General features: G+C 70.8%; 23 protein-coding genes. 13 read left to right on the top strand and 10 right to left on the bottom strand.

The window, feature by feature from the left end; translation table 11 throughout:
* Positions 1-88: 88 nt before the first annotated feature.
* Positions 89-370 (bottom strand): mycothiol system anti-sigma-R factor, encoded by a 282-nt coding sequence (gene rsrA / locus JJ683_RS11750; RefSeq protein ID WP_200174298.1) that lies wholly within the window; start codon positions 368-370, stop codon positions 89-91.
* A complete protein-coding gene (locus JJ683_RS11745) occupies positions 367-1,239 on the bottom strand; it encodes a sigma-70 family RNA polymerase sigma factor (RefSeq protein WP_443733848.1) in 873 nt (290 codons plus the stop codon). Before JJ683_RS11745 ends, rsrA begins: the two co-directional genes overlap by 4 nt.
* Before the next feature lie 84 nt (positions 1,240-1,323).
* Between JJ683_RS11745 and JJ683_RS11740 the strand changes: the two genes are divergently transcribed.
* The 3 genes from JJ683_RS11740 to rsgA all read left to right on the top strand — a co-directional run bounded on the left by JJ683_RS11740 (position 1,324) and on the right by rsgA (position 4,219).
* Positions 1,324-1,815, top strand: a complete 492-nt coding sequence (locus JJ683_RS11740) for an aminoacyl-tRNA deacylase (RefSeq protein ID WP_200174294.1) — start codon at positions 1,324-1,326, stop codon at positions 1,813-1,815.
* A 77-nt stretch (positions 1,816-1,892) separates the two neighbouring features.
* Complete coding sequence (gene aroA / locus JJ683_RS11735; RefSeq protein ID WP_200174323.1) at positions 1,893-3,194, top strand: 3-phosphoshikimate 1-carboxyvinyltransferase; 1,302 nt, start codon at positions 1,893-1,895, stop codon at positions 3,192-3,194.
* On the top strand, positions 3,191-4,219 hold the full coding sequence (gene rsgA, locus JJ683_RS11730) for a ribosome small subunit-dependent GTPase A (protein WP_200174321.1): 1,029 nt from the start codon (positions 3,191-3,193) through the stop codon (positions 4,217-4,219). Before aroA ends, rsgA begins: the two co-directional genes overlap by 4 nt.
* A 111-nt stretch (positions 4,220-4,330) precedes the next feature.
* Here rsgA and JJ683_RS11725 read toward each other — a convergent pair whose 3' ends face one another.
* Entirely contained in the window at positions 4,331-5,581 is a 1,251-nt protein-coding gene (locus JJ683_RS11725; protein ID WP_200174293.1) for a cytochrome P450, read from the bottom strand.
* 267 nt (positions 5,582-5,848) lie between these two features.
* Here JJ683_RS11725 and JJ683_RS11720 point away from each other — a divergent pair, with 267 nt between their 5' ends.
* Positions 5,849-7,015 carry a steroid 3-ketoacyl-CoA thiolase gene (locus tag JJ683_RS11720; protein ID WP_200174292.1) on the top strand — a complete coding sequence of 389 codons (1,167 nt, stop codon included), beginning with the start codon at positions 5,849-5,851 and terminating at the stop codon, positions 7,013-7,015.
* A gap of 137 nt (positions 7,016-7,152) precedes the next feature.
* Entirely contained in the window at positions 7,153-7,815 is a 663-nt protein-coding gene (locus JJ683_RS11715) for a GNAT family N-acetyltransferase (protein WP_200174291.1), read from the top strand.
* Between the two features lie 168 nt (positions 7,816-7,983).
* Here the strand turns inward: JJ683_RS11715 and JJ683_RS11710 are convergent, their stop codons facing one another.
* Entirely contained in the window at positions 7,984-8,901 is a 918-nt protein-coding gene (locus JJ683_RS11710; protein ID WP_200174290.1) for an SDR family oxidoreductase, read from the bottom strand.
* A gap of 181 nt (positions 8,902-9,082) precedes the next feature.
* On the opposite strand from JJ683_RS11710, the gene echA20 reads away from it, so the two are divergent.
* Genes echA20 through JJ683_RS11690 form a run of 4 tightly spaced genes read left to right on the top strand, consistent with a single transcriptional unit; the run spans position 9,083 to position 12,596 of the window.
* Positions 9,083-9,862, top strand: a complete 780-nt coding sequence (echA20, locus tag JJ683_RS11705) for a (7aS)-7a-methyl-1,5-dioxo-2,3,5,6,7,7a-hexahydro-1H-indene-carboxyl-CoA hydrolase (protein WP_200174289.1) — start codon at positions 9,083-9,085, stop codon at positions 9,860-9,862.
* Complete coding sequence (locus JJ683_RS11700; protein WP_200174286.1) at positions 9,863-10,771, top strand: CoA transferase subunit A; 909 nt, start codon at positions 9,863-9,865, stop codon at positions 10,769-10,771. It begins immediately after the preceding gene.
* Positions 10,768-11,523: a CoA-transferase subunit beta gene (locus tag JJ683_RS11695; RefSeq protein WP_200174284.1), complete on the top strand. Its 756-nt coding sequence runs from the start codon at positions 10,768-10,770 to the stop codon at positions 11,521-11,523. Before JJ683_RS11700 ends, JJ683_RS11695 begins: the two co-directional genes overlap by 4 nt.
* Positions 11,520-12,596 (top strand): NAD(P)H-dependent flavin oxidoreductase, encoded by a 1,077-nt coding sequence (locus JJ683_RS11690; protein ID WP_200174282.1) that lies wholly within the window; start codon positions 11,520-11,522, stop codon positions 12,594-12,596. The genes JJ683_RS11695 and JJ683_RS11690 overlap by 4 nt, the downstream gene beginning before the upstream one ends.
* Before the next feature lie 146 nt (positions 12,597-12,742).
* Here the strand turns inward: JJ683_RS11690 and JJ683_RS11685 are convergent, their stop codons facing one another.
* The 5 genes from JJ683_RS11685 to JJ683_RS11665 all read right to left on the bottom strand — a co-directional run bounded on the left by JJ683_RS11685 (position 12,743) and on the right by JJ683_RS11665 (position 18,846).
* On the bottom strand, positions 12,743-14,698 hold the full coding sequence (locus JJ683_RS11685; protein WP_200174280.1) for an alpha/beta hydrolase: 1,956 nt from the start codon (positions 14,696-14,698) through the stop codon (positions 12,743-12,745).
* Positions 14,699-14,846: 148 nt separating this feature from the next.
* A complete protein-coding gene (locus JJ683_RS11680) occupies positions 14,847-15,995 on the bottom strand; it encodes an acetyl-CoA C-acetyltransferase (RefSeq protein WP_200174278.1) in 1,149 nt (382 codons plus the stop codon).
* Positions 15,996-16,098: 103 nt separating this feature from the next.
* Positions 16,099-16,710 carry a TetR/AcrR family transcriptional regulator gene (locus JJ683_RS11675; RefSeq protein ID WP_307810883.1) on the bottom strand — a complete coding sequence of 204 codons (612 nt, stop codon included), beginning with the start codon at positions 16,708-16,710 and terminating at the stop codon, positions 16,099-16,101.
* A gap of 76 nt (positions 16,711-16,786) precedes the next feature.
* Positions 16,787-17,617, bottom strand: a complete 831-nt coding sequence (locus JJ683_RS11670; protein ID WP_200174319.1) for an SDR family oxidoreductase — start codon at positions 17,615-17,617, stop codon at positions 16,787-16,789.
* A 5-nt stretch (positions 17,618-17,622) separates the two neighbouring features.
* Positions 17,623-18,846 carry an acyl-CoA dehydrogenase family protein gene (locus JJ683_RS11665; RefSeq protein WP_200174276.1) on the bottom strand — a complete coding sequence of 408 codons (1,224 nt, stop codon included), beginning with the start codon at positions 18,844-18,846 and terminating at the stop codon, positions 17,623-17,625.
* 142 nt (positions 18,847-18,988) lie between these two features.
* On the opposite strand from JJ683_RS11665, the gene JJ683_RS11660 reads away from it, so the two are divergent.
* Genes JJ683_RS11660 through JJ683_RS11645 form a run of 4 tightly spaced genes read left to right on the top strand, consistent with a single transcriptional unit; the run spans position 18,989 to position 23,923 of the window.
* Entirely contained in the window at positions 18,989-20,587 is a 1,599-nt protein-coding gene (locus tag JJ683_RS11660; protein WP_200174318.1) for a FadD3 family acyl-CoA ligase, read from the top strand.
* A gap of 56 nt (positions 20,588-20,643) precedes the next feature.
* Positions 20,644-21,822 carry an acyl-CoA dehydrogenase family protein gene (locus JJ683_RS11655; RefSeq protein WP_200174275.1) on the top strand — a complete coding sequence of 393 codons (1,179 nt, stop codon included), beginning with the start codon at positions 20,644-20,646 and terminating at the stop codon, positions 21,820-21,822.
* Positions 21,819-22,796 (top strand): acyl-CoA dehydrogenase family protein, encoded by a 978-nt coding sequence (locus JJ683_RS11650; protein ID WP_200174273.1) that lies wholly within the window; start codon positions 21,819-21,821, stop codon positions 22,794-22,796. The genes JJ683_RS11655 and JJ683_RS11650 overlap by 4 nt, the downstream gene beginning before the upstream one ends.
* A gap of 2 nt (positions 22,797-22,798) precedes the next feature.
* Entirely contained in the window at positions 22,799-23,923 is a 1,125-nt protein-coding gene (locus JJ683_RS11645) for an acyl-CoA dehydrogenase family protein (protein ID WP_200174271.1), read from the top strand.
* 164 nt (positions 23,924-24,087) lie between these two features.
* Here JJ683_RS11645 and JJ683_RS11640 read toward each other — a convergent pair whose 3' ends face one another.
* A complete protein-coding gene (locus JJ683_RS11640) occupies positions 24,088-25,005 on the bottom strand; it encodes an alpha/beta fold hydrolase (RefSeq protein WP_242474643.1) in 918 nt (305 codons plus the stop codon).
* Positions 25,006-25,053 lie beyond the last annotated feature (48 nt).

Here is a 25,053-nt window from a genome sequence, read left to right as displayed (position 1 = left end):
GCGTCGAGGGCCCGGGAGCACACCGCTCCCGGGCCCTCGACGCTTATCCGGCACTGCCCCGCCTACCGCCCCCGGACCGCCGGGCGGTTCAGATCTCGTCGCGTTCGATCCGCGTCGTCACCACTGTGCGGCGGATCTCCAGGCTCAGGCGCTGACGCAGCCCCTCCGGCGCGTGTTCGCCGCCGCACTTGCGCTCCAACAGGTACTTGAGCTTCTCCTCGATGCCGAAGGTGGCCAGGCACGAGGGGCAGCTTTCCATGTGCTGCTTCACCCGTGCCCGCGTGGCTTGATCGCACTCGTCGTCGAGGAACAGCCAGACGTCCGCGATCACCGCGGAACAATCGAGTTCATCGGGCACCCCGCCGGTCATCGGTCGCTCTCCTGCCCTGCGGGCGCGGCCTGCGCCGACGCCTTCCTGCCTGCCGGCTTCTTCTCCGCAGTGTCGATCCCATGCTCGCGGGCCACCTCGGCCAGCAGCCCTCGCAGCTGCTTGCGGCCGCGGTGCAGCCGCGACATCACGGTGCCGATGGGCGTGTCCATGATCTCCGCGATCTCCTTGTACGGGAACCCCTCGACATCCGCGTAGTACACCGCCATCCGGAACTCCTCCGGCAGCTGCTGCAGCGCGTTCTTGATGTTCTCGTCGGGCATCGCCTCGAGCGCCTCGAGCTCGGCGGACTTGAGTCCCTCAGCCGTGTGCTCGGCGGTGGCGGCGAGCTGCCAGTCGGTGATCTCTTCCGTCGGGTACTGCGCCGGCTGGCGCTGCTTCTTGCGGTAACCGTTGATGTACGTGTTGGTGAGGATCCGGTAGAGCCAGGCCTTGAGGTTGGTGCCCTTGCGGAACGACCGGAATGCCGAGAACGCCTTGAGGTAGGTCTCCTGCACGAGGTCCTCGGCGTCCGCGGGGTTGCGCGTCATACGCAGCGCGGCGCCGTAAAGCTGGTCCAGCAGCGGCATCGCGTCGCGCTCGAACCGCTCGGCCAGCTGCGCCTCGGTCTCCGCGGCTTCGGCCGTGCCGGTGCCGGTGACCGCCTCTGCCCCACCGCCGCGCGTGTCGCCGGTGGGGGCGCTCGCGTTCGGCTCATCGGATGTCGGCACTTGGGTCCTTTCCGTCGTCCCTGATGCCGAGGCTACCGTTATCGGCTCGCCGATCAGTACGGGACGGCGCATGCACGTCACGCTCAATGCTCCAGACCTCCTCGGGTATGCGCGCAGCTGTCGCCGGTGCCGATTCTTCATCTGCCCCGCGACCTCGTACGGTGCAACGCCGCGTCGGCGTGTCGTGTTCCCGGCCGACACGACGCACGGGCCTACGCTAGGGGCATGTCCGGCACATCCACCCCCGCCACCGTGGCCGCGACGCAGGCCGGAGTCGTGCACCGCGTGCACGAGTACGCGCACGACCGCCGCGTGCGCACCTTCGGCGCTGAGGCGGTCCGGGCGCTCACCGCCGAACTCGACGTCGCGCCCGAACAGATCTTCAAGACCCTGCTCATCAAGGTCGATGACACGCTGGCCGTCGCGGTGCTCCCCGTCCCGTCGGCGCTGTCGCTCAAGGCCGTCGCGAAGGCCCTGGGGGGCCGCCGCGCGGTGATGGCCGACCACGCCGAGGCGGAGCGCGCCACCGGATACGTGGTCGGCGGAATCTCGCCGTTCGGCCAGCGCCGGCGGCTGCCCACCGTCGTCGACGAGTCCGCCCTGGACTTCGACGTGGTGCTGTGCAGCGCCGGCAGGCGCGGCCTGGACCTGGAGCTTCAGCCGCTCGACCTCATCGCGCTCGCCGACGCCGTCACCGCCCGGATCACCACCAATTGAACGGCTCCACCGCCGCCCGCACCACAGGCCGACCGGCCGTGCGCCCCACGCCCGCGCCGATGGGCCAAGATGGAGTGATGAGCCTGTGGAGTGCACCCGCTGCCGGCGGGCCTGTCGATGCCGTCGTGGAACTGCCGGGGTCCAAGTCCATCACCAACCGTGCCCTCGTGCTCGCCGCGCTCGCCGAGGGGACGTCCACCATCACCGGCGCGCTCCGTAGCCGCGACACCGACCTGATGATCGGCGCGCTGCAGGCCCTGGGCACCGGGATCGCACAGGGCGGCGACGGCTCCGATCCGACGGTGCTGACGGTGGCCCCCCGGCCGCTGCACGGCGGCGCCGTCGACTGCGGCCTGGCGGGCACCGTGATGCGCTTCGTGCCGCCGATCGCCGCGCTCGCCGAAGGCAACGTCGCCTTCGACGGCGACCCGCAGGCCCGCGTGCGCCCCCTGGGCGTGGTTCTCGACGCGCTGCGCGACCTCGGCGCGCAGGTCGTCGGCGGCGCGCTGCCGTTCACGGTGTTCGGTTCCGGATCGCTCGAGGGCGGGCCGGTCGACATCGACGCCTCCGGGTCGTCCCAGTTCGTCTCCGGTCTGCTGCTCTCCGGCGCCCGGTTCCGGCACGGCGTGACCATCCGGCACCAGGGCACGCCGGTGCCATCGATGCCGCACATCGACATGACCATCGCCATGCTCGCGGCCGCGGGGGTCACCGTCGCCACCGAGCATGCGGGGGCGGGTGTCGACACCTGGACGGTGGAACCGGGCCCCGTCCGCGCCGTCGACTGGGTCGTGGAACCGGACCTGTCCAATGCCACGCCCTTCCTCGCCGCCGCGGCCGTCACCGCGGGGCGGGTGACTGTACCCCGGTGGCCGCGCACCACCACCCAGGCCGGCAATGCCATCCGCGAGATCCTGGAGGCGATGGGCTGCCGCGTGCGATGGGCGGACGAGTCGCTCACCGTGCAGGGCCCCGAGCAGCTGCGCGGCATCGACGTGGACCTGCGTGCCACCGGCGAGCTGACACCCACCGTCGCGGCGCTGGCCGCACTCGCGCACGGCCCGTCGACGCTGACGGGTATCGGCCACCTGCGCGGCCATGAGACCGATCGGCTCGCCGCGCTGACCGCGGAGATCACGGCCCTCGGCGGCCGCGTCGAGGAACTCGACGACGGGCTCGCCATCACCCCGGCGCCCCTGCACGGCGGCACCTGGCATTCCTACGCCGACCACCGCATGGCCACCGCCGGCGCCATCCTGGGCCTGCGCGCGGACGGCGTGCACGTGGAGGACATCGAGACCACCGGCAAGACGATGCCCGACTTTCCCGGTCTGTGGACGGGGATGCTCGCCGGCGCCGGACCGGGGCCGGTCTCCTGAGCGCGGCGCGACGTCCCCGGCGGGCTGGCGATTTCGACGAGTCCGATGTGCGCGTGCGCCCGTCCCGCGGGTCCCGGCCCCGCACCAAGACCCGGCCGGACCACCGTGACGCCGTCGCCGCCATGATCGTGTCGAAGGACCGCGGCCGGTGGGGGTGCGCCCTCGCGGGCGACCCGCACCGCCGCGTCGTCGCGATGCGCGCCCGCGAGCTGGGCCGCACGCCGGTCGTCGTGGGCGACACCGTCGATGTCGTGGGCGACCTGTCCGGCCGTCCCGACACCCTGGCCCGCATCGTCCGCGTCGCCGAGCGCCGCACCGTGCTGCGCCGCACCGCCGACGACACCGACCCGTACGAACGCACCGTCGTCGCCAACGCCGAGCAGCTGCTCATCGTCACCGCGCTCGCCGATCCTCCGCCGCGCACCGGGTTCGTCGAGCGCGCCCTCGTCGCTGCCTACGTGGGCGGGGTGGCCCCCGTGCTGTGCCTGACCAAATCGGACCTGGCCGACCCGGCCGAGTTCACGGCCGCGTTCGCCGACCTCGACGTGCCGGTGCTGCTCGCCGGGCGCGCCGACCCGCTGGGCCCCGTCCGCGAGCGGCTCACCGGCACCGTCACAGCGCTCATCGGCCACTCCGGCGTGGGCAAGTCCACGTTGGTCAACAGGCTCGTCCCCGACGCGGACCGCGCCACGGGCATCGTCTCGGGCGTAGGCAAGGGTCGGCACACCTCCACCCAGTCGGTGGCGCTGCCTCTGCCGGGCGGCGGATGGGTCATCGACACGCCCGGCGTGCGGTCGTTCGGCCTGGCGCACATCTCCCCCGACGACGTCCTCGGTGCGTTCGCCGACCTCGACGCGGCGGCGGACGACTGCCCCCGCGGCTGCACCCACCTCGGTCCGCCGGCCGATCCGGAGTGCGCGTTCGACGCGCTCGGCGGCCACGCGCACCGGCGCGCCATGGCCGTGCGCACGCTGCTCGCGGCGCTGGGCACCAACGACGCGTGGGCACGCGAGGCGGAAACCTGAGCGGGAACGCGAGACTCAGCCGGACCGGACGGCTGCGCCCAAGCGGACGATGAGGGGCCCGGCCGTCCGTAGACGGCCGGGCCCCTCATCACCCCTCGTCGGGCGGACGCGTCAGTGCGCCACCGGGCACTTTCCGGTGAAGTCCACCTCGAGCTCCTTGATGCCGTTGAGCCAGGCCGACGGCAGGCGCTTGGCCTCGCCCAGCTTGGTGATGTCCGGCATCACGTCGGCGATGGCGTTGAAAATCAGTTCGATCTCCAGGCGCGCCAGGTGCGTGCCGATGCAGAAGTGCGCACCGGTGCCGCCGAATCCCAGGTGCGCGTTGGGATCGCGCGTGATGTCGAAGGCATACGGATCGTCGAACACCTCCTCGTCACGGTTGCCGGAGATGTAGAACATGGCGACGCGATCGCCCTTCTTGATCTCCTTGCCGCCGAGTTCGGTGTCGCAGGTGGCGGTCCGCTGGAAGACGGTGACCGGCGTGGCCCAGCGGACCACCTCGTCGGCCATCGTCTTCGGCCGTTCCTCCCGCCAGATCTTCCACTGCTCGGGGTTGTCCATGAACGCGAGGACGCCGTGCGTGATCGCGTTGCGCGTGGTCTCGTTGCCGGCGACCGCGAGCAGCAGCACGAAGAAGCCGAACTCCTCGCTGCTGAGGGCCTCGCCGTCGATGCTCGCGTCGAGCAGCTTGGTGATGATGTCGTCGGCCGGCTCCTCGCGGCGCTTCTCCGCCATGTTGTAGGCGTAGCCGAGCATCTCCATCGACGACTGCGCCGGGTCCACCTCGGCGTTGGCGGGGTCGTCGTAGCCCATCATCTCGTTGGTCCAGCGGAACAGCTGGCCACGGTCCTCCTGCGGGACGCCCAGCAGTTCGGCGATGGCCTGCAGCGGCAGCTCCGCGGCCACCTTGGTGACGAAGTCGCCGGTCTCGTCGGTGTTGGCCCCGCTGACGATCTGTTCCGCGCGCTCGGTGAGCGCGCCGCGCAGGGTGGCGATGGCGCGCGGGGTGAACCCGCGCGAGATGATGCCGCGCAGCTTGGTGTGCTCCGGGGCGTCCTGGTTGAGCAGGATCGTGCGCTGCATCTCGATCTGCTCACGGGTGATGTAGTCCGCGAACCGCACGATCGCCGTGTTCTCCCAGGACGAGTAGGTCTTGTCGTCGCGGGAGACCTCGCGGATGAGCTCGTGGCTGGTGACGGCCCAGTAGCCGTCGTCGTCGAAGCCGCCGACCTCCCGCGGCTGCGGGATCCAGTGCACAGGGGCGTGACGGCGCAGCTCCGCAAGTTCCTCGTGCGGGACGCGCTCGGCCATGAGCTCCGGATCGGTGGGATCGAATCCCTCGGGAATATTGGGCTTGGTCACGTCTACACTCCTGCCCTCGGCGGTCTCGGGTGCCCCAGCCACTACTGGAACACGTTCTAACTCGATTAGAACACATTCCAGTCCGGCTGGAAAGGTGCCGGCCGCGACCGGCGGGACTCCGGCTTGATCGACCGGGCAGACCTGTTCTAGTTTTCAGGCGAAGGCGTGCGCATCCGGACGGTGCGGCCACCTGACCGGCCCCGGCGCGCCCGGCACCGACCGACGGGCCCCGCCCGACCGGCCCCATCGAATCGAAAGGACCTCGTCGTGGGCAATCCCGTGATCGTGGAAGCAGTGCGCACCCCCATCGGCAAGCGCAACGGCCGGCTCTCCGGACTGCACGCCGCAGAACTGCTCGGCGCAGCACAGGCGGGAGTCGTCAAGCGCGCCGGAATCGACCCCGAACTGGTCGAACAGGTCGTCGGCGGCTGCGTCACGCAGGTGGGCGCGCAGTCCAACGACGTGGCCCGGGTGGCATGGCTCAATGCGGGACTGCCGTGGCAGACCGGAGCCACCACCATCGACTGCCAGTGCGGCTCGTCCGAGCAGGCCACGCACATGGTCGCGAACCTCATCGCCGCAGGCGCCATCGACAGCGGCGTGTCCTGCGGGATCGAGATGATGAGCCAGGTGCCGCTGGGCGCCAACGTGGCCGGCGATCACGCCGGTCCGCGCCGCCCCGAGTCCTGGGACATCGACATGCCGGCCCAGTTCCTCGCCGCCGAGCGCATCGCGGACCGTCGCGGCTTCTCCCGCACCGACCTCGAGGAGTTCGGCCTGGCCTCCCAGCAGAAGGCCAAGCGGGCCTGGGACGAGGGCCGGTTCGACCGGGAGATCATCCCCACCTCGGCCCCTGTGATCGGTGAGGACAAGAAGCCCACCGACGAGTGGAACACCGTCACCCGCGACCAGGGCCTTCGCGAGACCACCATGGCGGGGCTGGCGCAGCTCAAGCCGGTCTACGAAGGCGCGCGCCACACCGCGGGCACTTCCTCGCAGATCTCCGACGGCGCGTGCGCCGTGCTGCTCATGGACGAGGACAAGGCCACATCGCTGGGCCTCAAGCCCCGCGCACGCATCACCCACCAGGCGCTCGTCGGCGCCGAGCCTTACTACCACCTCGACGGCCCGGTGCAGGCCACCCAGCGCCTACTGGACCGCTCCGGGCTGGCGATGAGCGACTTCGACCTCTTCGAGGTCAACGAGGCGTTCGCGTCCGTCGCGCTGTCGTGGGCCTCCCAGCACAAGCCGGACATGGACAAGGTCAACGTCAACGGCGGCGCCATCGCGCTGGGACACCCCGTGGGTTGCACCGGGTCCCGGTTGATCACCACCGCATTGCACGAGCTCGAGCGCGCCGACGGCGAGCGCGCACTGATCACGATGTGCGCCGGCGGGGCGCTGGCCGCAGGGACGATCATCGAACGCGTCTGACCTCCGCACATCCGTCGCGCGCCGTGTCCCGTCCCGGGGCCACGGCGCGCGATCGCATTCACCGCCCCGCCGGTCGCCCTACACTGTCGGCATCGGCAGCACAGCACGTCACACCAACCATGTCAGGAGCACATCCGATGTCGTCGTCGTCCACCGAACCCACCCTCGACCGCCGCGCACTGCTCGACAGCCTCGTATCCGCACTGCAGCGGCGCCACGAGGTCCTCGACGCCATCATCGAATCCACCGACCGTGACGACGCCGCACGCAACGTGCAGCGCCTGCTGGACGTGCCCGCCGAGCACGCGGAGGCCGTGCTCAACATGCAGCTGTGGCGCCTGAACCGCCAGGACCTCCGGCGCGTGCAGAAGGAGCTCGAAGACGTCAACAGCGCGCTCAACTGGATCGCCCCGGGCGACCGCGACGTGCGGCTGCGCCCGTTCGCCAAGCAGGAACCGGACACCGCGCTCTACCGCGCCCGGGCCACTGAGCCCCGTGAGGACGGGTCCACGCTGCACGCCCCCGACCAGGTGGATGCGGCCATCGACGAGGGCCTCGCACGGATCGACGAGGAGTCCGCCGCCTGGTTCGTCGTCGAGGACCCCGCCGAAGACGGCAAGGCGGTGGGCCTGGCCGTGGGCGAGCTCTGCGGCCACGGCGAGGTGGAACTGCGGCTGTGGATCACACCGGAGTGCCGAGGCCGGGGCTTCGGCACCTCCACGCTCAAGCAGAGCCGCGGCGAGCTCGCCGCCTGCTTCCCCGGGGTGAACCTGGTGGTGCGCACCAAGCTCGGGCGGTAGCGGGCGCGCGTCCCGACCCGCCGCCCGCCCACCGAGAAGTCGCTCGTTTCCACCGTCGATCCGGCAGTCTCCACTTGGTCGGCGCGGTGTGCGGCGGCGCCTGCCCCGAGTACGCCTGTGGCCGGCGGTTCCGCGGAACAGCCGGCCACAGGCGTACTCGTTCCCGGGTCAGCGCGCCCCGTACACCGGCACCGGCGTCTGCGCCTTGCCCAACAGGTCCTCGACCACGGGGCCGAGCTCCTTCGGGTCGATGCGGGCACCCTTGTCCCAGCTGGGCCCGTGCCGCCAGCCCTCGGCCACGGTGACGCTGCCGCCCTCGACCTCGAACACGCGCCCGGTGACGTCGCCGGACTCGGCGCTGCCCAGCCACACGACCAGCGGGGAGATGTTCGCAGGGTCCATCACGTCGAAGCCGTCCTCCGGGGCCGCCATCGCCTCGGCCATCGCGCCGCCCGCACCGACGGTCATGCGGGTGCGGGCCGCGGGGGCGATCGCGTTGGCGGTGATGCCGTAGCCGGCCATCTCGGCGGCGGCCTGGATGGTCATCTCGGCGATGCCGGCCTTCGCTGCGGCGTAGTTGCCCTGTCCGACGCTGCCCTGCAGGCCCGCGCCCGAAGTCGTATTGATGATCCGGGCTTGCCGGGTGCGGCCGGCCTTGGACTCGGCGCGCCAGTACGCGGCGGCGTGGTGCAGCGGCGCGAAGTGCCCCTTGAGGTGCACACGCGTGACCGAGTCCCACTCGTCCTCGCCCATCGAGACGAGCATGCGGTCGCGCAGGAAGCCGGCGTTGTTCACCAGCACATCGAGCCCGCCGAAGGTGTCGATCGCGGTCTTGATGAGATTCTGCGCGCCCTCCCAGGAGGCCACGTCGTCGCCGTTGACGACGGCCTCCCCGCCTGCCGCCGTGATCTCGGCCACGACCTGCTCGGCGGGGTGCTCGCCGGTGTCGTTCCCGTCCGCGCCCGCACCGAGGTCGTTGACCACGACCTTCGCGCCCTCGGCTGCGAAGGCCAGCGCATGTTCGCGCCCGATCCCTCGTCCGGCACCGGTCACGATGACGATGCGGCCGTCCACCAATCCGCTCACTGCATTCACTCCTTATCCGGGGGCACTCATCTGGTAACGTACCAAGCAATCGCTTGGTTGTTAAGCCCGGCGGCGGTGACCGCGCTGAGCCGGTCACCCGGAAGAGCCGGTCGGCGAGCACGGCCCGGACGCGGAGCTCCGGCCCACCAGCAAGGTTCGACCCCGAGGTAAGGAAGCAGACATGGGCATCACGTCCACTTCGAACGAGAGCGGGATCACCACCGTCACCGTCGACTACCCGCCTGTGAACGCACTACCGTCCGCAGCATGGTTCGAGCTGGCCGAGGCGATTCTCGCCGCCGGCCGCGACGCCGGCACGCACGTCGTGATCCTGCGCGCCGAGGGCCGGGGCTTCAACGCCGGTGTCGACATCAAAGAGATGCAGGCGACCGAGGGCTTCGACGCACTGATCGGCGCGAACCGCGGCTGCGCCGCCGCCTTCTCCGCCGTCTACGATTGCGAGGTCCCCGTCGTCGTCGCGGTGAACGGATTCTGCGTGGGCGGCGGCGTCGGCCTGGTGGGCAACGCGGACGTCATCGTCGCCACCGACGACGCGGTCTTCGGCCTGCCGGAGGTGGACCGGGGCGCCCTGGGCGCCGCCACCCACCTGTCGCGGCTCGTGCCCCAGCACATGATGCGCACCCTGTACTACACGGCGCAGAACGTCACCGCGCAGCAGCTGCACCACTTCGGGTCCGTCCACAAGGTGGTTTCGCGCGAGGAGCTGGACGCCGCCGCCGTGGAGATCGCGCAGAAGATCGCCGACAAGGATCCCCACGTGATCCGCGCCGCCAAGGCCGCCATCAACGGCATCGACCCGATGGACGTCAAGGGCAGCTACCTGCTCGAGCAGCGTTACACCTACGAACTCAACCTGGCCGGGGTGGCCGACGAACACCGCGACGCGTTCGTGGCCACCGGCAAGCCCAAATCGAACACACCTGATGAAGGGGCCGAGTAAATGACACAGATGCGCGACAAGCGCCGTTCTCTGGATGAGGCCGTCGCCGGTATCGAAAGCGGCATGACGATCGGGCTCGGCGGCTGGGGCTCCCGGCGCAAGCCGATGGCCCTGGTCCGCGCGCTGCTGCGGACCGACGTCACCGATCTCACCGTCGTCGGCTTCCTCGGGCCGGACCTGGGCCTGCTGATCTCGGCCGGCAAGGTCAAGCGCGCCTACTACGGCTTCGTATCACTGGACTCCAAGCCGTTCTACGACCCGTGGTTCGCCAAGGCCCGCACCGAGGGCACCCTCGAAGCGCGGGAGATGGACGAGGGCATGGTCAAGGCCGGGCTGCAGGCCGCCGCGGCGCGCCTGCCGTTCCATCCGATCCGCGCCGGCCTCGGCTCGAGCGTCCCCGAGTTCTGGGGCGAGGAGCTCAAGACCGTCGACTCCCCGTACCCCGCCGCCGACGGACGCACCGAGACGCTGCTCGCCATGCCGGCGCTCAACCTCGACGCCGCGCTGGTGCACCTCGATATCGCCGACGAGCACGGCAACGCCGCCTACACCGGCGTGGACCCGTACTTCGACGACCTGCATCTGATGTCGGCCCAGCAGCGCATCCTGAGCGCGGACAAGATCGTCTCCACCGAGGAGCTCGTCGGATCCGTTCCGCAGCAGGCGCTTCTGGTCAACCGCATGATGGTCGACGCGGTGAGCGAGGCACCGAACGGCGCGCACTTCACCTTCGCCGGCGGCTACGGCCGCGACGAGGCCTTCCAGCGCCACTACGCCGAGTCGGCCAAGGACCCCGAGGCGTGGAAGACGTTCGCCGAGACCTACCTGTCCGGTAGCGAGGCCGACTACCAGGCGGCCGTCGCACGGTTCGCGCAGGACCAGAAGGATAAGAAGGAGCAGCAGGCATGACCGACAACAACGTGACCCGGGCCGAGTACTGCGCCGTCGCATGCGCGGAGATGTTCTCCGGCGCCGGCGAGATCATGGCCTCCCCCATGGCCACGCTGCCGTCCATCGGCGCCCGGCTGGCCCGCCTGACCACCGAGCCCGACCTCCTCATCACCGACGGCAACGCGCTGATCCTGGCCGACACCCCCGCGCTGGGCAGGCCCGGCAAGGTGGAGGGCTGGCTGCCGTTCTCCAAGGTGTTCGACGTGGTCGCCTCCGGCCGCCGGCACGTGGTGATGGGCGCCAACCAGCTGGACAAGTACGGCAACCAGAACATCTCCGCCTTCGGGCCGCTGGACAAGCCGACGCGCCAGATGTTCGGCGTGCGCGGCGGTCCCGGCAATGCCATCAACCACGCCACCAGCTACTGGGTGGGCAAGCACTCCGCGCGCGTGTTCAGCGAGCAGGTCGACGTGGTGTGCGGCGTCGGATACGACAAGGCCGACCCGGACAACCCCGCCTACCGGTTCCTCAACAACTACCGCGTCGTGTCCAACCTGGGCGTGTTCGACTACAGCGGCCCCGGCCGCACGCTGCACGCGCTGAGCCTGCACCCGGGCGTCTCCGCCCAGCAAGTGCGTGAGAACACCTCGTTCGAGATCGACGGCCTCGACGCCGCCGGCCCCACCCGCGAGCCCTCGGCCGAGGAGCTCCGCCTGATCCGCGAGGTCATCGACCCGAAGTCGCTGCGCGACCGCGAGGTGGCGCTGTGACCACCCCGCAGATCTCCACCCGTTTCACCGAGCTGGTCGGCGTGCAGTACCCGATCGTCCAGACGGGCATGGGCTGGGTCTCGGGGCCGGGGCTCACCGCCGCAACATCCAACGCGGGCGGGCTCGGCATCATCGCCTCGGCGACGATGACCTTCGGCGAACTCGAGGCCGCGGTCAAGAAGACGAAGTCGCTCACCGACAAGCCCTTCGGTGTGAACATCCGCGCCGACGCCACCGACGCCGGCGAACGGATCGACCTGCTGATCCGCGAGAAGGTCAAGGTGGCCTCGTTCGCACTGGCCCCCAAGAAGGACCTGATCGCCAAGCTCAAGGACAACGGCGTCGTCGTCGTCCCGTCGATCGGTGCCGCCAAGCATGCGGTGAAGGTGGCCTCCTGGGGCGCCGACGCGGTGATCGTCCAGGGCGGCGAAGGCGGCGGACACACCGGCGGGGTCGCGACCACGCTGCTGCTGCCCAGCGTCATCGACGCCCTCGGCGACGGCGGCATCCCCGTCGTCGCGGCAGGCGGCTTCTTCGACGGCCGGGGGCTCGCCGCGGCGCTGTCGTACGGAGCCGAGGGCATAGCGATGGGCACCCGCTTCCTACTCACCTCCGACTCGGCCGTGCCCGATTCCGTCAAGCAGGAGTACCTCAAGCGGGGGCTGCAGGACACCACCGTCTCGCGCAAGGTCGACGGCATGCCGCACCGCGTGCTCAACACCGAGCTGGTGGACGCCCTGGAGAAGAGCAGCTACGCCAAAGGCCTCGCGGCCGCGGCGCGCAACGCCACCGAGTTCAAGGCGATGACCGGCATGAAGTGGTCGACGCTGATGCGCGACGGGCTCGCCATGAAGAAGGCGTCCGACCGCACCTGGCAACAGATCATCATGGCAGGCAACACGCCGATGCTGCTCAAGGCCGGCCTGGTGGACGGCAATACGCACGCGGGCGTACTCGCCTCCGGCCAGGTGGTGGGCATGATCGATGACCTGCCCAGCTGCGCGGAGCTCATCGAACGCACCATGACGCAGGCTGCCGAGCGCATCGACGCGATGGCCAAGCTGCGCCGCTGACGGGGACGCCGACGGTGCCGTAGAAGAAACAGCGCTGTAGAGAAACAGCGCCGTGGAGACGGCCGCGGGAACGTCGAAGGGGCCGGCCGGGATTCAGTATCCCGGCCGGCCCCTTTTGCTGTCGCCGCTGCGGCGGACTCAGACCATCACTCGACGCCCAGTACGGTGCCGATCCGATCGACCGCGTCATCCACGGCCTGCTCGATCGGGCCCCCCGTCGCGGAGCCTGCCTGCACGTCATCCGTCTGGCCGGCGTCGGACTGCATAGCATCGTCCTGCACAGGGCCGCCCTGGGCGGCATCCCTCTGAGCGACAGCGCTGTCGATCTGCTGCGCCGCCTGCTTCACCGCATCCGAAGCCACCGAGAAGCCCTGCGCCATAGCGGCATTCAGGTCCTCCGCGGCCGGCAGCGGGGCGGGTTGCGGAGGCGTGAGCGGAGTCCGGATCTGTGCCTCCGGCAGCACCTGCGGCTGCGGCACGACGCCGTCGACAAGGTAGTCGTCGACCACCTTGTCCACCGCCTCGTTGCCGCGGCCGAACACGCCGTGGTCGCCGCCCTGCACCGTCACCAGCACGCCGCCCATCTCCTCGGCCAGCTCCACGCCGCCCGGGTACGGGGTGAGCGCATCGTGCTCGCTCTGCAGCACCAGCGGAGCGGTGTCCAGGCCGCTGCCGTCGAGCGGCACCGGCGCGCTGCTGGCCGGCCAGCCGGCGCAGTCCACGCCGCCGCGCGCACGCTGCGCCATGACGTCGTAAGCGTTGCCCCCGGTCTGCGCGTTGAACTGCGCCAGCGCGGCCTGCACCGGGTCACCGGACTGCGGGTTCTCGTTGCAGGTGACCGCGGTGAACAGGACGTCGTCCGTGGTGAGCTGCGGCGGATCGACCATACGGGTCCCCGGGGCCAGCGTCCCCGCCCCGTACTGCCGAATGTCCTGCATCCTGCGTGCGACCACCGGCCACATCTCCCGCGAACCGGCGGCGTTGAGCGTGGTCCCGGTGAGCCCGCTCGTGGCCCGGCCGTTGTCCGCGCCCGTCAGCGCCCGCACCGCCCCATCGACGCGCGCACGCGGCTCGGCGGTGGCATTGACGACGTCCAGCACCGGCTCGCCCACGGGCCGGACGAACTCGGGCAGGTCACCCATCCGCGCGTCCGGCGGCGTGAGGTTCATCCCGCCGCTGAGTTCCTCGTCGGTGATGCCCTTCCACGCGTGGAACACCTTGAGCGGGGTGTCCCCCAGGTGGTAGGTGTCATCGTGGGCGGCGATCCAGGCGAACATGTCGTCGGTCCGCTGCTTGCGGGCCTCGGCCTGCTGCGCCGCCTGCTCGTTCCACACCCAGTCCGGGTTGACGGCCGAGTCGAACACGAACCGGCCTGTCTCCTCGGGGTACAGGGTGGCGTAGGTGGCGCCCAGGTAGGTCCCGTAGGAGTACCCGAGGTAGTCCATGGTTCCGTCGTCCGCCACCCCGCCGTGAGCTGCTGCCCCGCCGTGAGCTGCTGCCCCGCCGTGAGCTGCTGCCCCGCCGTGAGCGTCCTTCTCCGCTGCAAGCGTCGCCCGGACGACCTCCATGTCGCGCGCGGTGTTGGCGGTCGTCAGCGACTGCACCAGCTGCGGGTCCGCCGCCATGCACGCCGTATAGGCCGCCGCCGGATCGAGCATCGCCGTCACGGGCGCGTCGCACGCCACACCGCCGCTGTAGCTGAGGCCGCGTGGCTCGACGGCCACGAGGTCGTAGTTCTCGTGCAGCCGGGCACCCGGGCCGGCCCCCTCCTCCACCGGCAGCCAGAAGTCCAGCGCCTGCTCGCCCGGGCCGCCCGGATTACCGAACAATGCGCCCTGGCTCTGTGCGGGGTTCTCCGCCGGGATGCGGCTGACCGAGACGTCGATCTTCCTGCCGTCCGGGTCGGAGTAGTCGACGGGGACCTGGACCTCACCGCACTGCCAGTCGACGTCCGCCGCCAGCCCGCCGCGGTCCATGTATCCGAGGTACTGCGGGCAGCCGACCCACTCGATCGTCTGCGGCTGCGCCTGCGCGAGCGCAGGATTGACGATGGCAACGGATGCGGCCGCGGCGGCCGCCACCCCCCATCGGTATCTGTTCATCTCTCCCCTTCCGCCGTGTCGACCCCGGCAACCTTACCCCCCTCCGCTGTGCGCCCCGACACAGCGACCGGCGGCCTCCGGGGGGTTTCCCCGAAGGCCGCCGAATCGATGTGGACTTGTGATCTCAACAGCGTTGAGTACAGGTGGTTCAGAGCCTTTCGATGATGGTGACGTTGGCGGTGCCGCCGCCCTCGCACATCGTCTGCAGGCCGTACCGGCCGCCGGTGCGCTCGAGTTCGCACAGCAAGGTCGCGAACAGCTTCGCACCCGTCGCGCCCAACGGGTGCCCCAGCGCGATCCCGCCGCCGTTGACGTTGACGCGGGCCGGATCGGCGCCCGTCTCCTTGAGCCACGACAGCACGACCGACGCGAAAGCCTCGTTGATCTCGACCACGTCGATGTCGTCGATGGACAGGCCCGACTTGCGCAGCGCGTACTCGGTGGCGGGGATCGGGGCCGAGAGCATCATGACCGGGTCGGCACCGCGCACCGACATGTGGTGGATGCGCGCGCGGGGCTTGAGGTTGAACCGCTGCACCGCCGCCTCCGAAGCGACCAGCGTGGCCGATGCGGCGTCGGAGATCTGGCTGGCGACGGCCGCGGTGAGCCGGCTGCCCTCGGACAGCGGCTTGAGGCCCGCCATCTTCTCCATGGACGTCGCACGCGGGCCCTCGTCGGTCGTGAACTCGCCGACCGGGACGATCTCCCGCTCGAAGCGCCCCTCGGCGATCGCGGAGCGCGCACGCTCGTGGCTGCGCAGCGCGAACTCCTCCATGTCCAGCCGCGAGATGTCCCACTTCTGCGCGATCATGTCGGCCCCGCGGAACTGCGAGACCTCCTGGTCGCCGTAGCGGGCCCGCCACCCCTCGGAGCCGGAGAACGGGTCGTCGAATCCGAACTCCTTGCCCGCGATCATCGCCGCGCTGATGGGGATCTGGCTCATGTTCTGCACGCCGCCGGCCAGGATGAGATCGGACGTGCCGCTCATGACCGCCTGTGCGGCGAAGTGGATGGCCTGCTGCGACGAACCGCACTGCCGGTCGACGGTGGTGCCGGGCACCTCCTCCGGCAGGCCGGCGGCCAGCCAGGCGGAGCGCGCGATGTTGCCGGCTTGGCCGCCGATGGCGTCGACGCAGCCGAAAACCACGTCGTCGACGGCGGCCGGGTCGATCTCGTTGCGTTCGACCGCTGCCTTCATGATGTGCGCGCCCAGGTCGGCGGGGTGCACTCCGGAAAGCGAGCCGCCCCTCTTGCCGGTGGGGGTGCGGACCGCGTCGATGATGTATGCCTCGGGCATGGTGTTCTCCTGATGTTCTGCGGCTTTACTGGATGCTGCGGTTCGACGGAGGATGCGGTTCGACGGAGGCTGCGCTTCCGCGAGGGCAGGGCGCCGTCCGCTCTCATGTGCCGGCGGATATGCCGTTCAGCACGATCGACAGGTACTCGGAGGCGATCGTGTCTGCGCTGCGTTCCCCGCCCGGGCGGTACCAGCGCACCGCCACCCACACGGTGTCGCGGATGAATCGGAAGGCGATCTCCACGTCGAGGCCGGGACGGAAGCTCCCGTCGGCCACGCCACGGCGCAGCACGCCGATCCACAGCTCGCGGAACTCGCGTGCCCGCTCGCCCAGGTAGCCGAAGCGCGGGTTCGCCGCCAGGTGCTTGGCCTCGTCCTGGTAGATCGCCACCGCGGAGTGCCGCACGTCGATCGCGCCGAACGACGCCCGCACCAGCTCCTCCAGGGTGGTGCGCGCGTCCTGGCCTGCGTCGACGATCCGGCGGTAGCGACCGAACAGCTCGTCGAGGAACTCCGCGAGGATCTCGTCGACGATCGATTCCTTGGAGTCGAAGTGGTGATAGAGGCTGCCGGAGAGGATGCCGGCGGAATCGGCGATGTCGCGCACCGTCGTCGATTTCATCCCCCGGTCGGCGAAAAGGCCGGCCGCGATCTCGAGCAGCTCGCTGCGCCGCTCCGACCGTGTCGCCTCCGTCTTGCCGCCGTTGTTCGCCACGCTCACACCCCCACCCTAACTACCAAGCGCTTGCTAGGCAGGCTTTCCGGGGTGCTCGCCCCGCGCCCCGGCGTCGTCACGCCCGCTGACTGGAGACCGAGACGACCTCGCCGGTCATGTAGGTCGTGTAGTCCGAGGCCAGCATCGCGATGACGCTGGCGATCTCCCACACCTCTGCCGCGCGGCCGTATGCCTCGCCCGCCGCCAGGTTGTCGAGCAGCTCCTCGCTGGTGACCTTGGCCAGGAACGGGTGCCGGGCGATGGACGGCGAGACGGCGTTGACGCGCACTCCGTGCTCGGCGCCCTCGATGGCGCTGCAGCGGGTCAGCGCCATCACACCGGCCTTGGCGGCCGCGTAGTGCGCCTGCCCGTGCTGCGCGCGCCAGCCGAGCACGCTCGCGTTGTTGATGATGACGCCGCGCCGGGCACCGTCGGCCGCGTTGGCGTCGCGGAAGTAGCGCATCGCCGCGCGCGTGGCCCGGAACGTGCTGTTCAGCGTGATGTCGAGGACGCGGTCCCACTGCTCGTCGGTCATGTCCGCGAGCGGGGTCTCGCCGCCCAGTCCGGCGTTGTTCACCAGCACGTCGATGCGGCCGAGCTTCTCCGCCGCGCCCGCGATCAGCGCGTCGACCTGCTCGGTGGACGAGACGTCGCACAGGATCGACTCCACCTGACGGTCCGGGAACTCCGCTCGCAGCTCCGCCGCTGTCTCGCCCAGCCGGCGCTCGTGGAAGTCGGAGACGACCACGTCGCCACCCTCGAGCAGCACCCGGCGCGCGGTGGAGAAGCCGATGCCGGTGCCGGCGGCAGCGGTGACCACGGCCTTCCTCCCGGCGAGCAGCCCGTGGCCGGGCGTCTCCTGCGGAACCTCGGCCAGCGGGGACTTCGGTGCTGTGCCCGTCTCGATGGTGCTCACGGTCGTGCCTCCCTCGGTAGGCCGAGCACGCGCTCGGCGATGATGTTGCGCTGGATCTCGTCGGATCCGCCGTAGATGGTGTCCGCCCGGGTGAACAGGAACAGCCGCTGCCACTCGTCGAACGGGTCGGACTCGTCGTACGAGCCGCCCGCCGCCAGCAGCGACGGCGCGCCGCGGACCTCCATGGCCAGCTCGCCCAGCCGGCGGTGCCAGTTCGCCCACACCAGCTTGGCCACCGACGGGGCGCCGGCGATCTCGGTGTTGCCCTCGCCCAGGGTGCGGGCGGCGTGCGCGCGCATCACCTCCAGGCCCACCCAGGCGCGGGTGAGGCGCTCGCGGATGGCCGGGTCCTGGGCGGCGCCGTTGTGCTCCGCGAGCTCGACGAGGGCGGCCAGCTCCCCGGCGAACTGCACCTGCTGGCCCAGGGTGGCCACGCCGCGCTCGAAGGCGAGCGTGCCCATCGCGACCTTCCAGCCCTCGCCCTGCCCGCCGACGATGAGGTCGGCCTCGGTGGTGGCGTCGGCGAAGAACACCTCGTTGAATTCGGAGGTACCGGTGAGCTGGATGATGGGCCGCACCTCGATGCCGTCCTGGTGCATCGGCACCAACAGGTAGCTCAGGCCCTTGTGCCGCCGGGATCCCGGCTCGGTGCGGGCGACGACGAAGCACCAATCGGACAGGTGTGCCAGCGACGTCCACACCTTCTGCCCGTTGATGACCCAGCGGTCGCCGTCCAGGCGCGCGGTGGTGCTCACGCCCGCGAGATCCGATCCGGCACCGGGTTCCGAGTAGCCCTGGCACCACAGCTCGGTGACGTTGCGGATTCCGGGCAGGAAACGCGCCTTCTGCTCCTCGGTGCCGAAAGCGATGAGGGTGGGCCCCAACAGCTCCTCGCCGATGTGGCTGACCCGCGCGGGCGCACCCGAGCGCGCGTACTCGAGGTGGAACAGCACCTGCTGGTTCATCGTGGCGCCGCGGCCACCGTACTCCTTCGGCCAGCCCAGGCACGTCCAGCCGGCCGCCGCCAGGTGACGGTCCCAGGCCAGGCGCGCCTCGAAGGCCTCGTGCTCGCGCCCCGGCCCGCCGAGCCCCTTGAGTTCCGCGAACTCGCCGGTGAGGTTGTCCGCCAGCCACTCGCGCACCTCGGCGGCGAAAGCGGCGTCCTCTGCTGTCTGTGCGGCCCCCGCGGCCTGCGCGGTCGGGACTGTCGTTTCGGTCATCACCGTTCCTTTGGCCCGAAGTTCTCCACTGGCTCTCGCCAATGCCGATACGGTACCCTACCAAGCACTTGCTTGTGTAGCCGTGTAACCTGGCTCTGCGAGCGAATCGAACCGAGGAGGCCCCTTGAGCATCGACCCGCGGATGGCCGGCGACCATTCAGCTCACCCCCGGACAACTCCCGCGGCCCTCACCCGGGCCGCGGAGTCGTTCGCGGACTTTCTCGCGGTGACGGACGGCGACGACCGCATCACCTACGCGCAGCTGCTCGAGCGGGTGCGGCTCGTGGCACGCGCGTTCGCGGCCAAGGGCGTGGAGCCCGGCGACCGAGTGGCCCTGTGGGCCCCCAACACCCACCACTGGATAGAGGCCGCGCTCGCCGCCCACTACGTCGGCGCCGCGATCGTGCCCATCAACACCCGCTACACCGGGCACGAGGCCCTGGAGCTCATCCAGCGCACGCACGCGAAGGCCCTCGTCGCGCCGGAGAAGTTCCTCGGGTTCGACCGCCTCGCCGAGCTGGTCGAGGCCGCCGGCCCCGACGGCCTGCCGGACCTGGGCCTGATCCTGCGCGCCCCCGCCATGGGCGGCGAGCTGCGCAACGGCGGCGAGGTGTCCGTGCCCGCACTCCCCTACGGCGAGGTGGTGGATTGGCACGCGCTCGGCATCGCCGCCGAGGCCGTGGACCAGGCCACCGTCGACGCGCGTGCGGCCGCAGTCGAGCCGGACGATCTGTGCGACATCCTGTTCACCTCCGGCACCACCGGAAAGAGCAAAGGCGTGCTCACCGCACACCGCCAGTCGATGGGCATCGCCGAAGCGTGGGGCGAATGCGCCGAGATGACCTCGGACGACAACTACCTCATCATCAACCCGTTGTTCCACACGTTCGGATACAAGGCCGGGATGCTCGTGTGTCTGCTGCACGGGGCCACGATGGTGCCGATGGCCGTGTTCGACGTGCCCGCGGTGATGGACATCGTCGCCCGCGAGCGCATCTCGGTGTTCCCCGGAGTGCCCACCATCTACCAGTCGATCCTCGACCACCCGGACCGCGACAAGCTCGACATGAGCTCGCTGCGCGTGGCGATCACCGGCGCAGCCGCCGTGCCGGTGCCGCTGGTCGAGAAGATGCAGAACGAACTGAGCTTCGACGCGGTGCTCACCGCCTACGGCCAGACCGAGGCCGTGGTGGTCACCATGTGCCGCATCGACGACGACCCGGTCACCGTCTCCACCAGCTCCGGCCGCGCGATCCCCGGCATGGAAGTCCGCTTGGGCGACAAGGACGAGGTCCTCGTGCGCGGCGAGAACGTCATGCTCGGCTACCTCGACGACCCGGAGGCCACCGCCAAGACGATCGACGCCGACGGCTGGCTGCACACCGGCGACGTGGGCACCCTCGACGAGCGCGGCTACCTCGACATCACCGACCGGCTCAAGGACATGTACACCTCCGGCGGCTTCAACGTCTATCCCGCCGAGATCGAGAACGAGCTGGCGCGCATGGACGCCGTCGCAGAGTCCGCCGTGGTGGGCGTTCCGGACGAGCGGCTCGGCGAGGTCGGCCGCGCGTTCATCGTCGGCCGGCGCGGTCACGACCTCACCGAGGATGCGGTGCTGGCGTTCTGCCGCGAGCACCTGGCCAACTTCAAGAATCCGCGTTCCGTGCGGTTCGTGGACGTCCTGCCGCGCAACGCCTCCGGCAAGGTGCTCAAGAACGAGCTCCGGACCCTCGACTGACCTTCCGGGCCACCGCCGCGCGGGGCCCGAGTTGAATCGAAAGGACGTATCCGACAGTGGATCTCGAATTCGATGCCGACACCGTCGCGTTCCGCGACGAGGTCCGCACCTTCCTGCGCGAGCACGTGCCGGCGCAGCCGTTGCCGTCGATGGACACGGCGGAGGGCTTCGAGGCGCACCGCGCGTGGGAGCGCACGCTCGCCGACGCACGGCTGTCCGTCGTCTCCTGGCCCGCCGAGTACGGCGGGCGTGATGCGACGCTGCAGCAGTGGGTGATCTTCGAGGAGGAGTATTACCGCGCCGGCGCGCCGGGCCGGGTGAGTCAGAACGGCATCTTCCTTCTGGCCCCCACGCTGTTCGAGCACGCCTCCCAGGACCAGCTCGACCGCATCATGCCGCGCATGGCCCGCGCCGACGACATCTGGGCACAGGCGTGGTCCGAGCCGGAGGCAGGCAGCGACCTGGCCTCGCTGCGCTCCACCGCCACGCGCACCGAGGGCGGGTGGCTGCTCAACGGGCAGAAGACGTGGAGCTCCCGCGCGGCCTTCGCCGACTGGGGATTCGGGCTGTTCCGCTCGAACCCGAACGCCGAGCGCAAACACGCGGGCATCACCTACTTCATGTTCGACCTGCGCTCCGAGGGCGTCACCGTACGGCCCATCGACCAGCTCGACGGCGAACCGGGATTCGCGGAGCTGTTCCTGGAGAACGTGTTCGTCCCCGATGACCCCGCGAACCCGGCCGACTCGGGCGTGATCGGCGCTGTCGACAACGGCTGGCGCGTCGCCATGAGCACCGCGAGCAACGAGCGTGGCCTGTCGCTGCGCGCCCCCGGCCGCTTCCTCGCCACCACCGATCGTCTACTGGACACCTACCGCGCGCAGATCGCTTCCGGCGCCATCGATGCCGCGGACACCGCGCTGCGCGACGGGGTCGTCGACGCATGGGTGGGCGCCCGCGCCTACGAGCTGAGCACGTGGGCCACCGTCACCCGCCTCGAATCGGGCGGTGCGCTCGGCGCCGAATCCTCGATCAACAAGGTGTTCTGGTCCGACTGGGACGTCGCCACCCACGAGACCGCCCTGGACCTGCTGGGCCCGGAGGCGGAGGTGATGGGCCCCTGGCAGGACGGGTACCTGTTCTCCCTGTCCGGCCCCATCTACGCGGGCACCAACGAGATCCAGAAGAACGTCATCGCCGAGCGTCTCCTCGGCCTACCGAAGGCGGATCGATGAGATTTGCACTGGAAGAGATCCACGACGACTTCGCCGCGTCGCTCGACTCGCTGCTGAGCAAGGCGGACCTGCCCGCAGTCATCCGCGCATGGTCCGACGGCGACGCCGCCCCCGGCACGGCGCTGTGGGGCCGGCTCGCCGAGACCGGCGTCAACGGCCTGCTCATCGGCGAGGACGACGGCGGCATGGGCGCCGACGCTCTGTTCCTCATCGTCGCAGCGGAGAAGCTGGGCTACTACGGGGTCCCCGGCCCCGTCGCCGAGACCCTCGCGGTGGCGCCCGCACTGCTCGCCACGGTGGCGCCCGGCCGCCTCGGCGCCCTGTCCGAGGGCGCGCTGGCCACCGTCGCCGCCCCGCCCGCCACGCCGTACGCCGTCGATGCCGGCACCGCCGCGACCGTGCTGCGCGTGGATCCCACCGACGGCGGCGCCGCCGTCGCCCTGGGCGAACCGGGTGTGCGCACGCAGTCGGTGGACCGGGCACGGCACCTGTACGCCACCGAGGCCGGCGCACCGCTGGGCACCGTCGACGCGGGCGTGCTCGCCGCCGCGCAGGACTTGGGCGCGCTCGCCACCGCGGCGCAGCTGCAAGGCCTCGGCCAGGCGATGCTCGACACCACCGTCGAATACGTCCGGCAGCGCAAGCAGTTCGGACGCGCCATCGGCAGTCAGCAGGCCGTCAAGCACCTCGTCGCCGAGGTCGCCGTGGCGGTCGAGATGGCACGCCCGTTGCTGTACGCGGCGGCGATGGCCGTGCGCGACGGCGCCCCCACCGCGCGCCGCGACGTCAGCGCGGCCAAGCTGGCCTGCGGGCGGGCCTCATACCACTCGTCGCGCGTCGCCCTGCAGGCGCACGGCGCCATCGGCTACACCCAGGAACACGACCTTTCGCTGCTGCTGACCAAGACCCGCGCGCTGGTGACGGCCTGGGGCACCCCGGCCGACCACCGCGGCCGCATCATGGAGGCGCTCTAATCATGGCCGGCAAGAACACCGCGATCAGCTTGTCCGAGGCGGGCCCGTTCAGCGACGAACAGCGCGAACTCGCACGCACCGTCCGGGACGTCGTCGCCAAGCGCGCGGACAGCGCAGCCGTCCGGGCCGTCGCGGAGTCCGACGCCGACTACGACGCGAAGCTCTGGTCGCTGCTGTGCGAGCAGATCGGGGTGGCCGCGCTCGCCGTGCCAGAGGAGTTCGACGGCATCGGCACCGGCTACTTCGAATCGCATCTCGTGCTCGAGGAACTCGCCCGCGGCCTGGTCCCCTCGCCCATGCTCGGCAGTGCCGTCATCTGCGTGCAGGCCCTGCTGGCCACCGGCAATGACGACGCATGCGGGCGGATCCTGGCCGGGATCGCAGCGGGTGAGACCACGGCGGCTCTGTGCTGGTCCGGATACGAAGGCTACTGGGGCTCGGACGATCTCGAGGTAGGCGCCGAACCCGCCGGCGACCGGTGGACGCTCACCGGCGACACCTACTACGTGTTGGGCGGAGATCGCGCGGACGTGCTGCTCGTGGCCGCCGGCACCGACGATGGCCCCGGACTGTTCGAGGTGGACCCGGCGGCGGCGGGCGTCGAGCGCACCGCCACGCCGGCGATGGATCCCACGCGGCCGCTGTCACGGGTGCGGTTCTCCGCCGCCGCGGCGACCCCGCTGGCCACGGGGGCGGAGGTGCTCGACAAGGTCCTCGCCATCGCGCAGGTGGCGCTGTCCGGCGAGGCCGTCGGCGCCGCGGACCGGCTCTTGGCGCTCACCGTGGAGTACACGCAGCAGCGCAAACAGTTCGGCCGGGCCATCGGCAGCTTCCAGGCGCTCAAGCACCGCATGGCGGATCTTTACGTGCTCGTGGAGACGGCGCGGTCGATGTCCTACAAGGCCGCGGAGTCGCTCTCCCCCGTGGACGCGGCGACGGCGAAGGCCTACTGCACCGAAGCCTTCCAGCAGGTGGCCGGCGAGGCGATCCAGCTGCACGGCGGCATCGCCATCACCTGGGAGCACGACGCGCACCTGTACTTCAAGCGGGCGCACGGCTGCGCGCAACTGTTCGGCCAGCCGCGCGAGCAGCTGCACCTGCTCGAATCGGCGGCCGGCCTGACCTAGACGTTGCACGGGGTCCCGCGGCGCGGCCCGCACGGGCACTGCCTTTGCGGGCACCGCCTGTGCGGGCCGCCGCGCGCCGGTTCTCGCGCCGTGCGCCGGTCTTCCTTCCGCGCGCGCATTGTCTGTCCCGGCGTGTCGCGCGAATCCGCGTGCGGCGGTCCGCGTCACCCCTCCGTGCGCTCGAGTATCAGGCGCGCCAATGCGTCCGGGGCCTCCTCCGGCACCCAGTGGCTCACGCCTTCGAGCACCTCGAAGCGATAGTCGGCGACCACGTACTCCGCAGTGAGCTCCGCGCCGCGCCGCATGAGCGCCACATCACCGTCGCTCCACACGTAGGTGGTGGGGGCCCGCGATGGCCGGTTCATCATCGTCGGGCTGGTCAACGGCATCGCCCGGTACCAGTTGATCGCCCCGGTCAACGCGCCGGCGTCGATGACCTCCGCGTGCACCTGCGCCACCATCGCGTCCGTCATCCCCGTGCGGCGCAGCATGCGGTCGAACACCCGCGGAAGCCGGCGCGCCACCCACTCCGGCAGCCGGGGAACCTGGAACATGGCCATGTAGTACGAGTGCATCGCCTGCGTGCTCGACAGCATCGACCGCACGAACGCGCCGGGGTGCGGCACCGACACCGCGGTGAGCGAGTGCACGAGGTCCGGACGGTTGGCCGCAAGCATCCACGCGACTGCAGCACCCGAGTCATGGCCCACCACGTGCACCGGGCCCGTGCCGAGCCGCTCGATGAGCGCCACGACGTCCGCCATGAGCAGTTCCAGCCGGTAGGCCCTCCTGCCGCGAGGGCGCGCTCCCGGCGAATACCCGCGCTGATCGACCGCGATGGTGCGGTGGCCGGCCCGGTTCAGGATCGGCGTCACCGCGGCCCAGCAGGACGCAGTCTGCGGAAAGCCGTGGAGCAGCACGATGGGTGCGCGTGCCCCGCCGCCGGAGTCAGGAACGTCACCGGCCGCCGAGTCGGGGTCCGTCGCGTCAGGGTCCGACGCACCCGCACCGGCCGCGCGGTCGACCACCTCGAAGGTCATCCCCGCGTGCTCGTACCGGTCCATGTGCCGCCCCGCCGTCATTGTGCTCCCTCCGTCGGCCCGCCTGTCCATTGTCGTCCGCGGGCCTAG

The sequence above is a fragment of the Tomitella cavernea genome, from assembly GCF_016599145.1.
GTDB classification, from domain to species: Bacteria; Actinomycetota; Actinomycetes; order Mycobacteriales; family Mycobacteriaceae; genus Tomitella; species Tomitella cavernae.
This window is presented reverse-complemented; position numbering and strand designations above follow the sequence as displayed.

What these genes read in the sequence shown, in the direction of transcription:
- rsrA (WP_200174298.1), bottom strand. Translation starts at nt 370, where the DNA reads ATGACCGGCGGGGTGCCCGATGAACTCGATTGTTCCGCGGTGATCGCG.
- JJ683_RS11745 (WP_443733848.1), bottom strand. Translation starts at nt 1,239, where the DNA reads ATGAAGAATCGGCACCGGCGACAGCTGCGCGCATACCCGAGGAGGTCT.
- JJ683_RS11740 (WP_200174294.1), top strand. Translation starts at nt 1,324, where the DNA reads ATGTCCGGCACATCCACCCCCGCCACCGTGGCCGCGACGCAGGCCGGA.
- aroA (WP_200174323.1), top strand. Translation starts at nt 1,893, where the DNA reads ATGAGCCTGTGGAGTGCACCCGCTGCCGGCGGGCCTGTCGATGCCGTC.
- JJ683_RS11715 (WP_200174291.1), top strand. Translation starts at nt 7,153, where the DNA reads ATGTCGTCGTCGTCCACCGAACCCACCCTCGACCGCCGCGCACTGCTC.
- echA20 (WP_200174289.1), top strand. Translation starts at nt 9,083, where the DNA reads ATGGGCATCACGTCCACTTCGAACGAGAGCGGGATCACCACCGTCACC.
- JJ683_RS11700 (WP_200174286.1), top strand. Translation starts at nt 9,863, where the DNA reads ATGACACAGATGCGCGACAAGCGCCGTTCTCTGGATGAGGCCGTCGCC.
- JJ683_RS11695 (WP_200174284.1), top strand. Translation starts at nt 10,768, where the DNA reads ATGACCGACAACAACGTGACCCGGGCCGAGTACTGCGCCGTCGCATGC.
- JJ683_RS11685 (WP_200174280.1), bottom strand. Translation starts at nt 14,698, where the DNA reads ATGAACAGATACCGATGGGGGGTGGCGGCCGCCGCGGCCGCATCCGTT.
- JJ683_RS11680 (WP_200174278.1), bottom strand. Translation starts at nt 15,995, where the DNA reads ATGCCCGAGGCATACATCATCGACGCGGTCCGCACCCCCACCGGCAAG.
- JJ683_RS11665 (WP_200174276.1), bottom strand. Translation starts at nt 18,846, where the DNA reads ATGACCGAAACGACAGTCCCGACCGCGCAGGCCGCGGGGGCCGCACAG.
- JJ683_RS11660 (WP_200174318.1), top strand. Translation starts at nt 18,989, where the DNA reads ATGGCCGGCGACCATTCAGCTCACCCCCGGACAACTCCCGCGGCCCTC.
- JJ683_RS11650 (WP_200174273.1), top strand. Translation starts at nt 21,819, where the DNA reads ATGAGATTTGCACTGGAAGAGATCCACGACGACTTCGCCGCGTCGCTC.
- JJ683_RS11645 (WP_200174271.1), top strand. Translation starts at nt 22,799, where the DNA reads ATGGCCGGCAAGAACACCGCGATCAGCTTGTCCGAGGCGGGCCCGTTC.
- JJ683_RS11640 (WP_242474643.1), bottom strand. Translation starts at nt 25,005, where the DNA reads ATGACGGCGGGGCGGCACATGGACCGGTACGAGCACGCGGGGATGACC.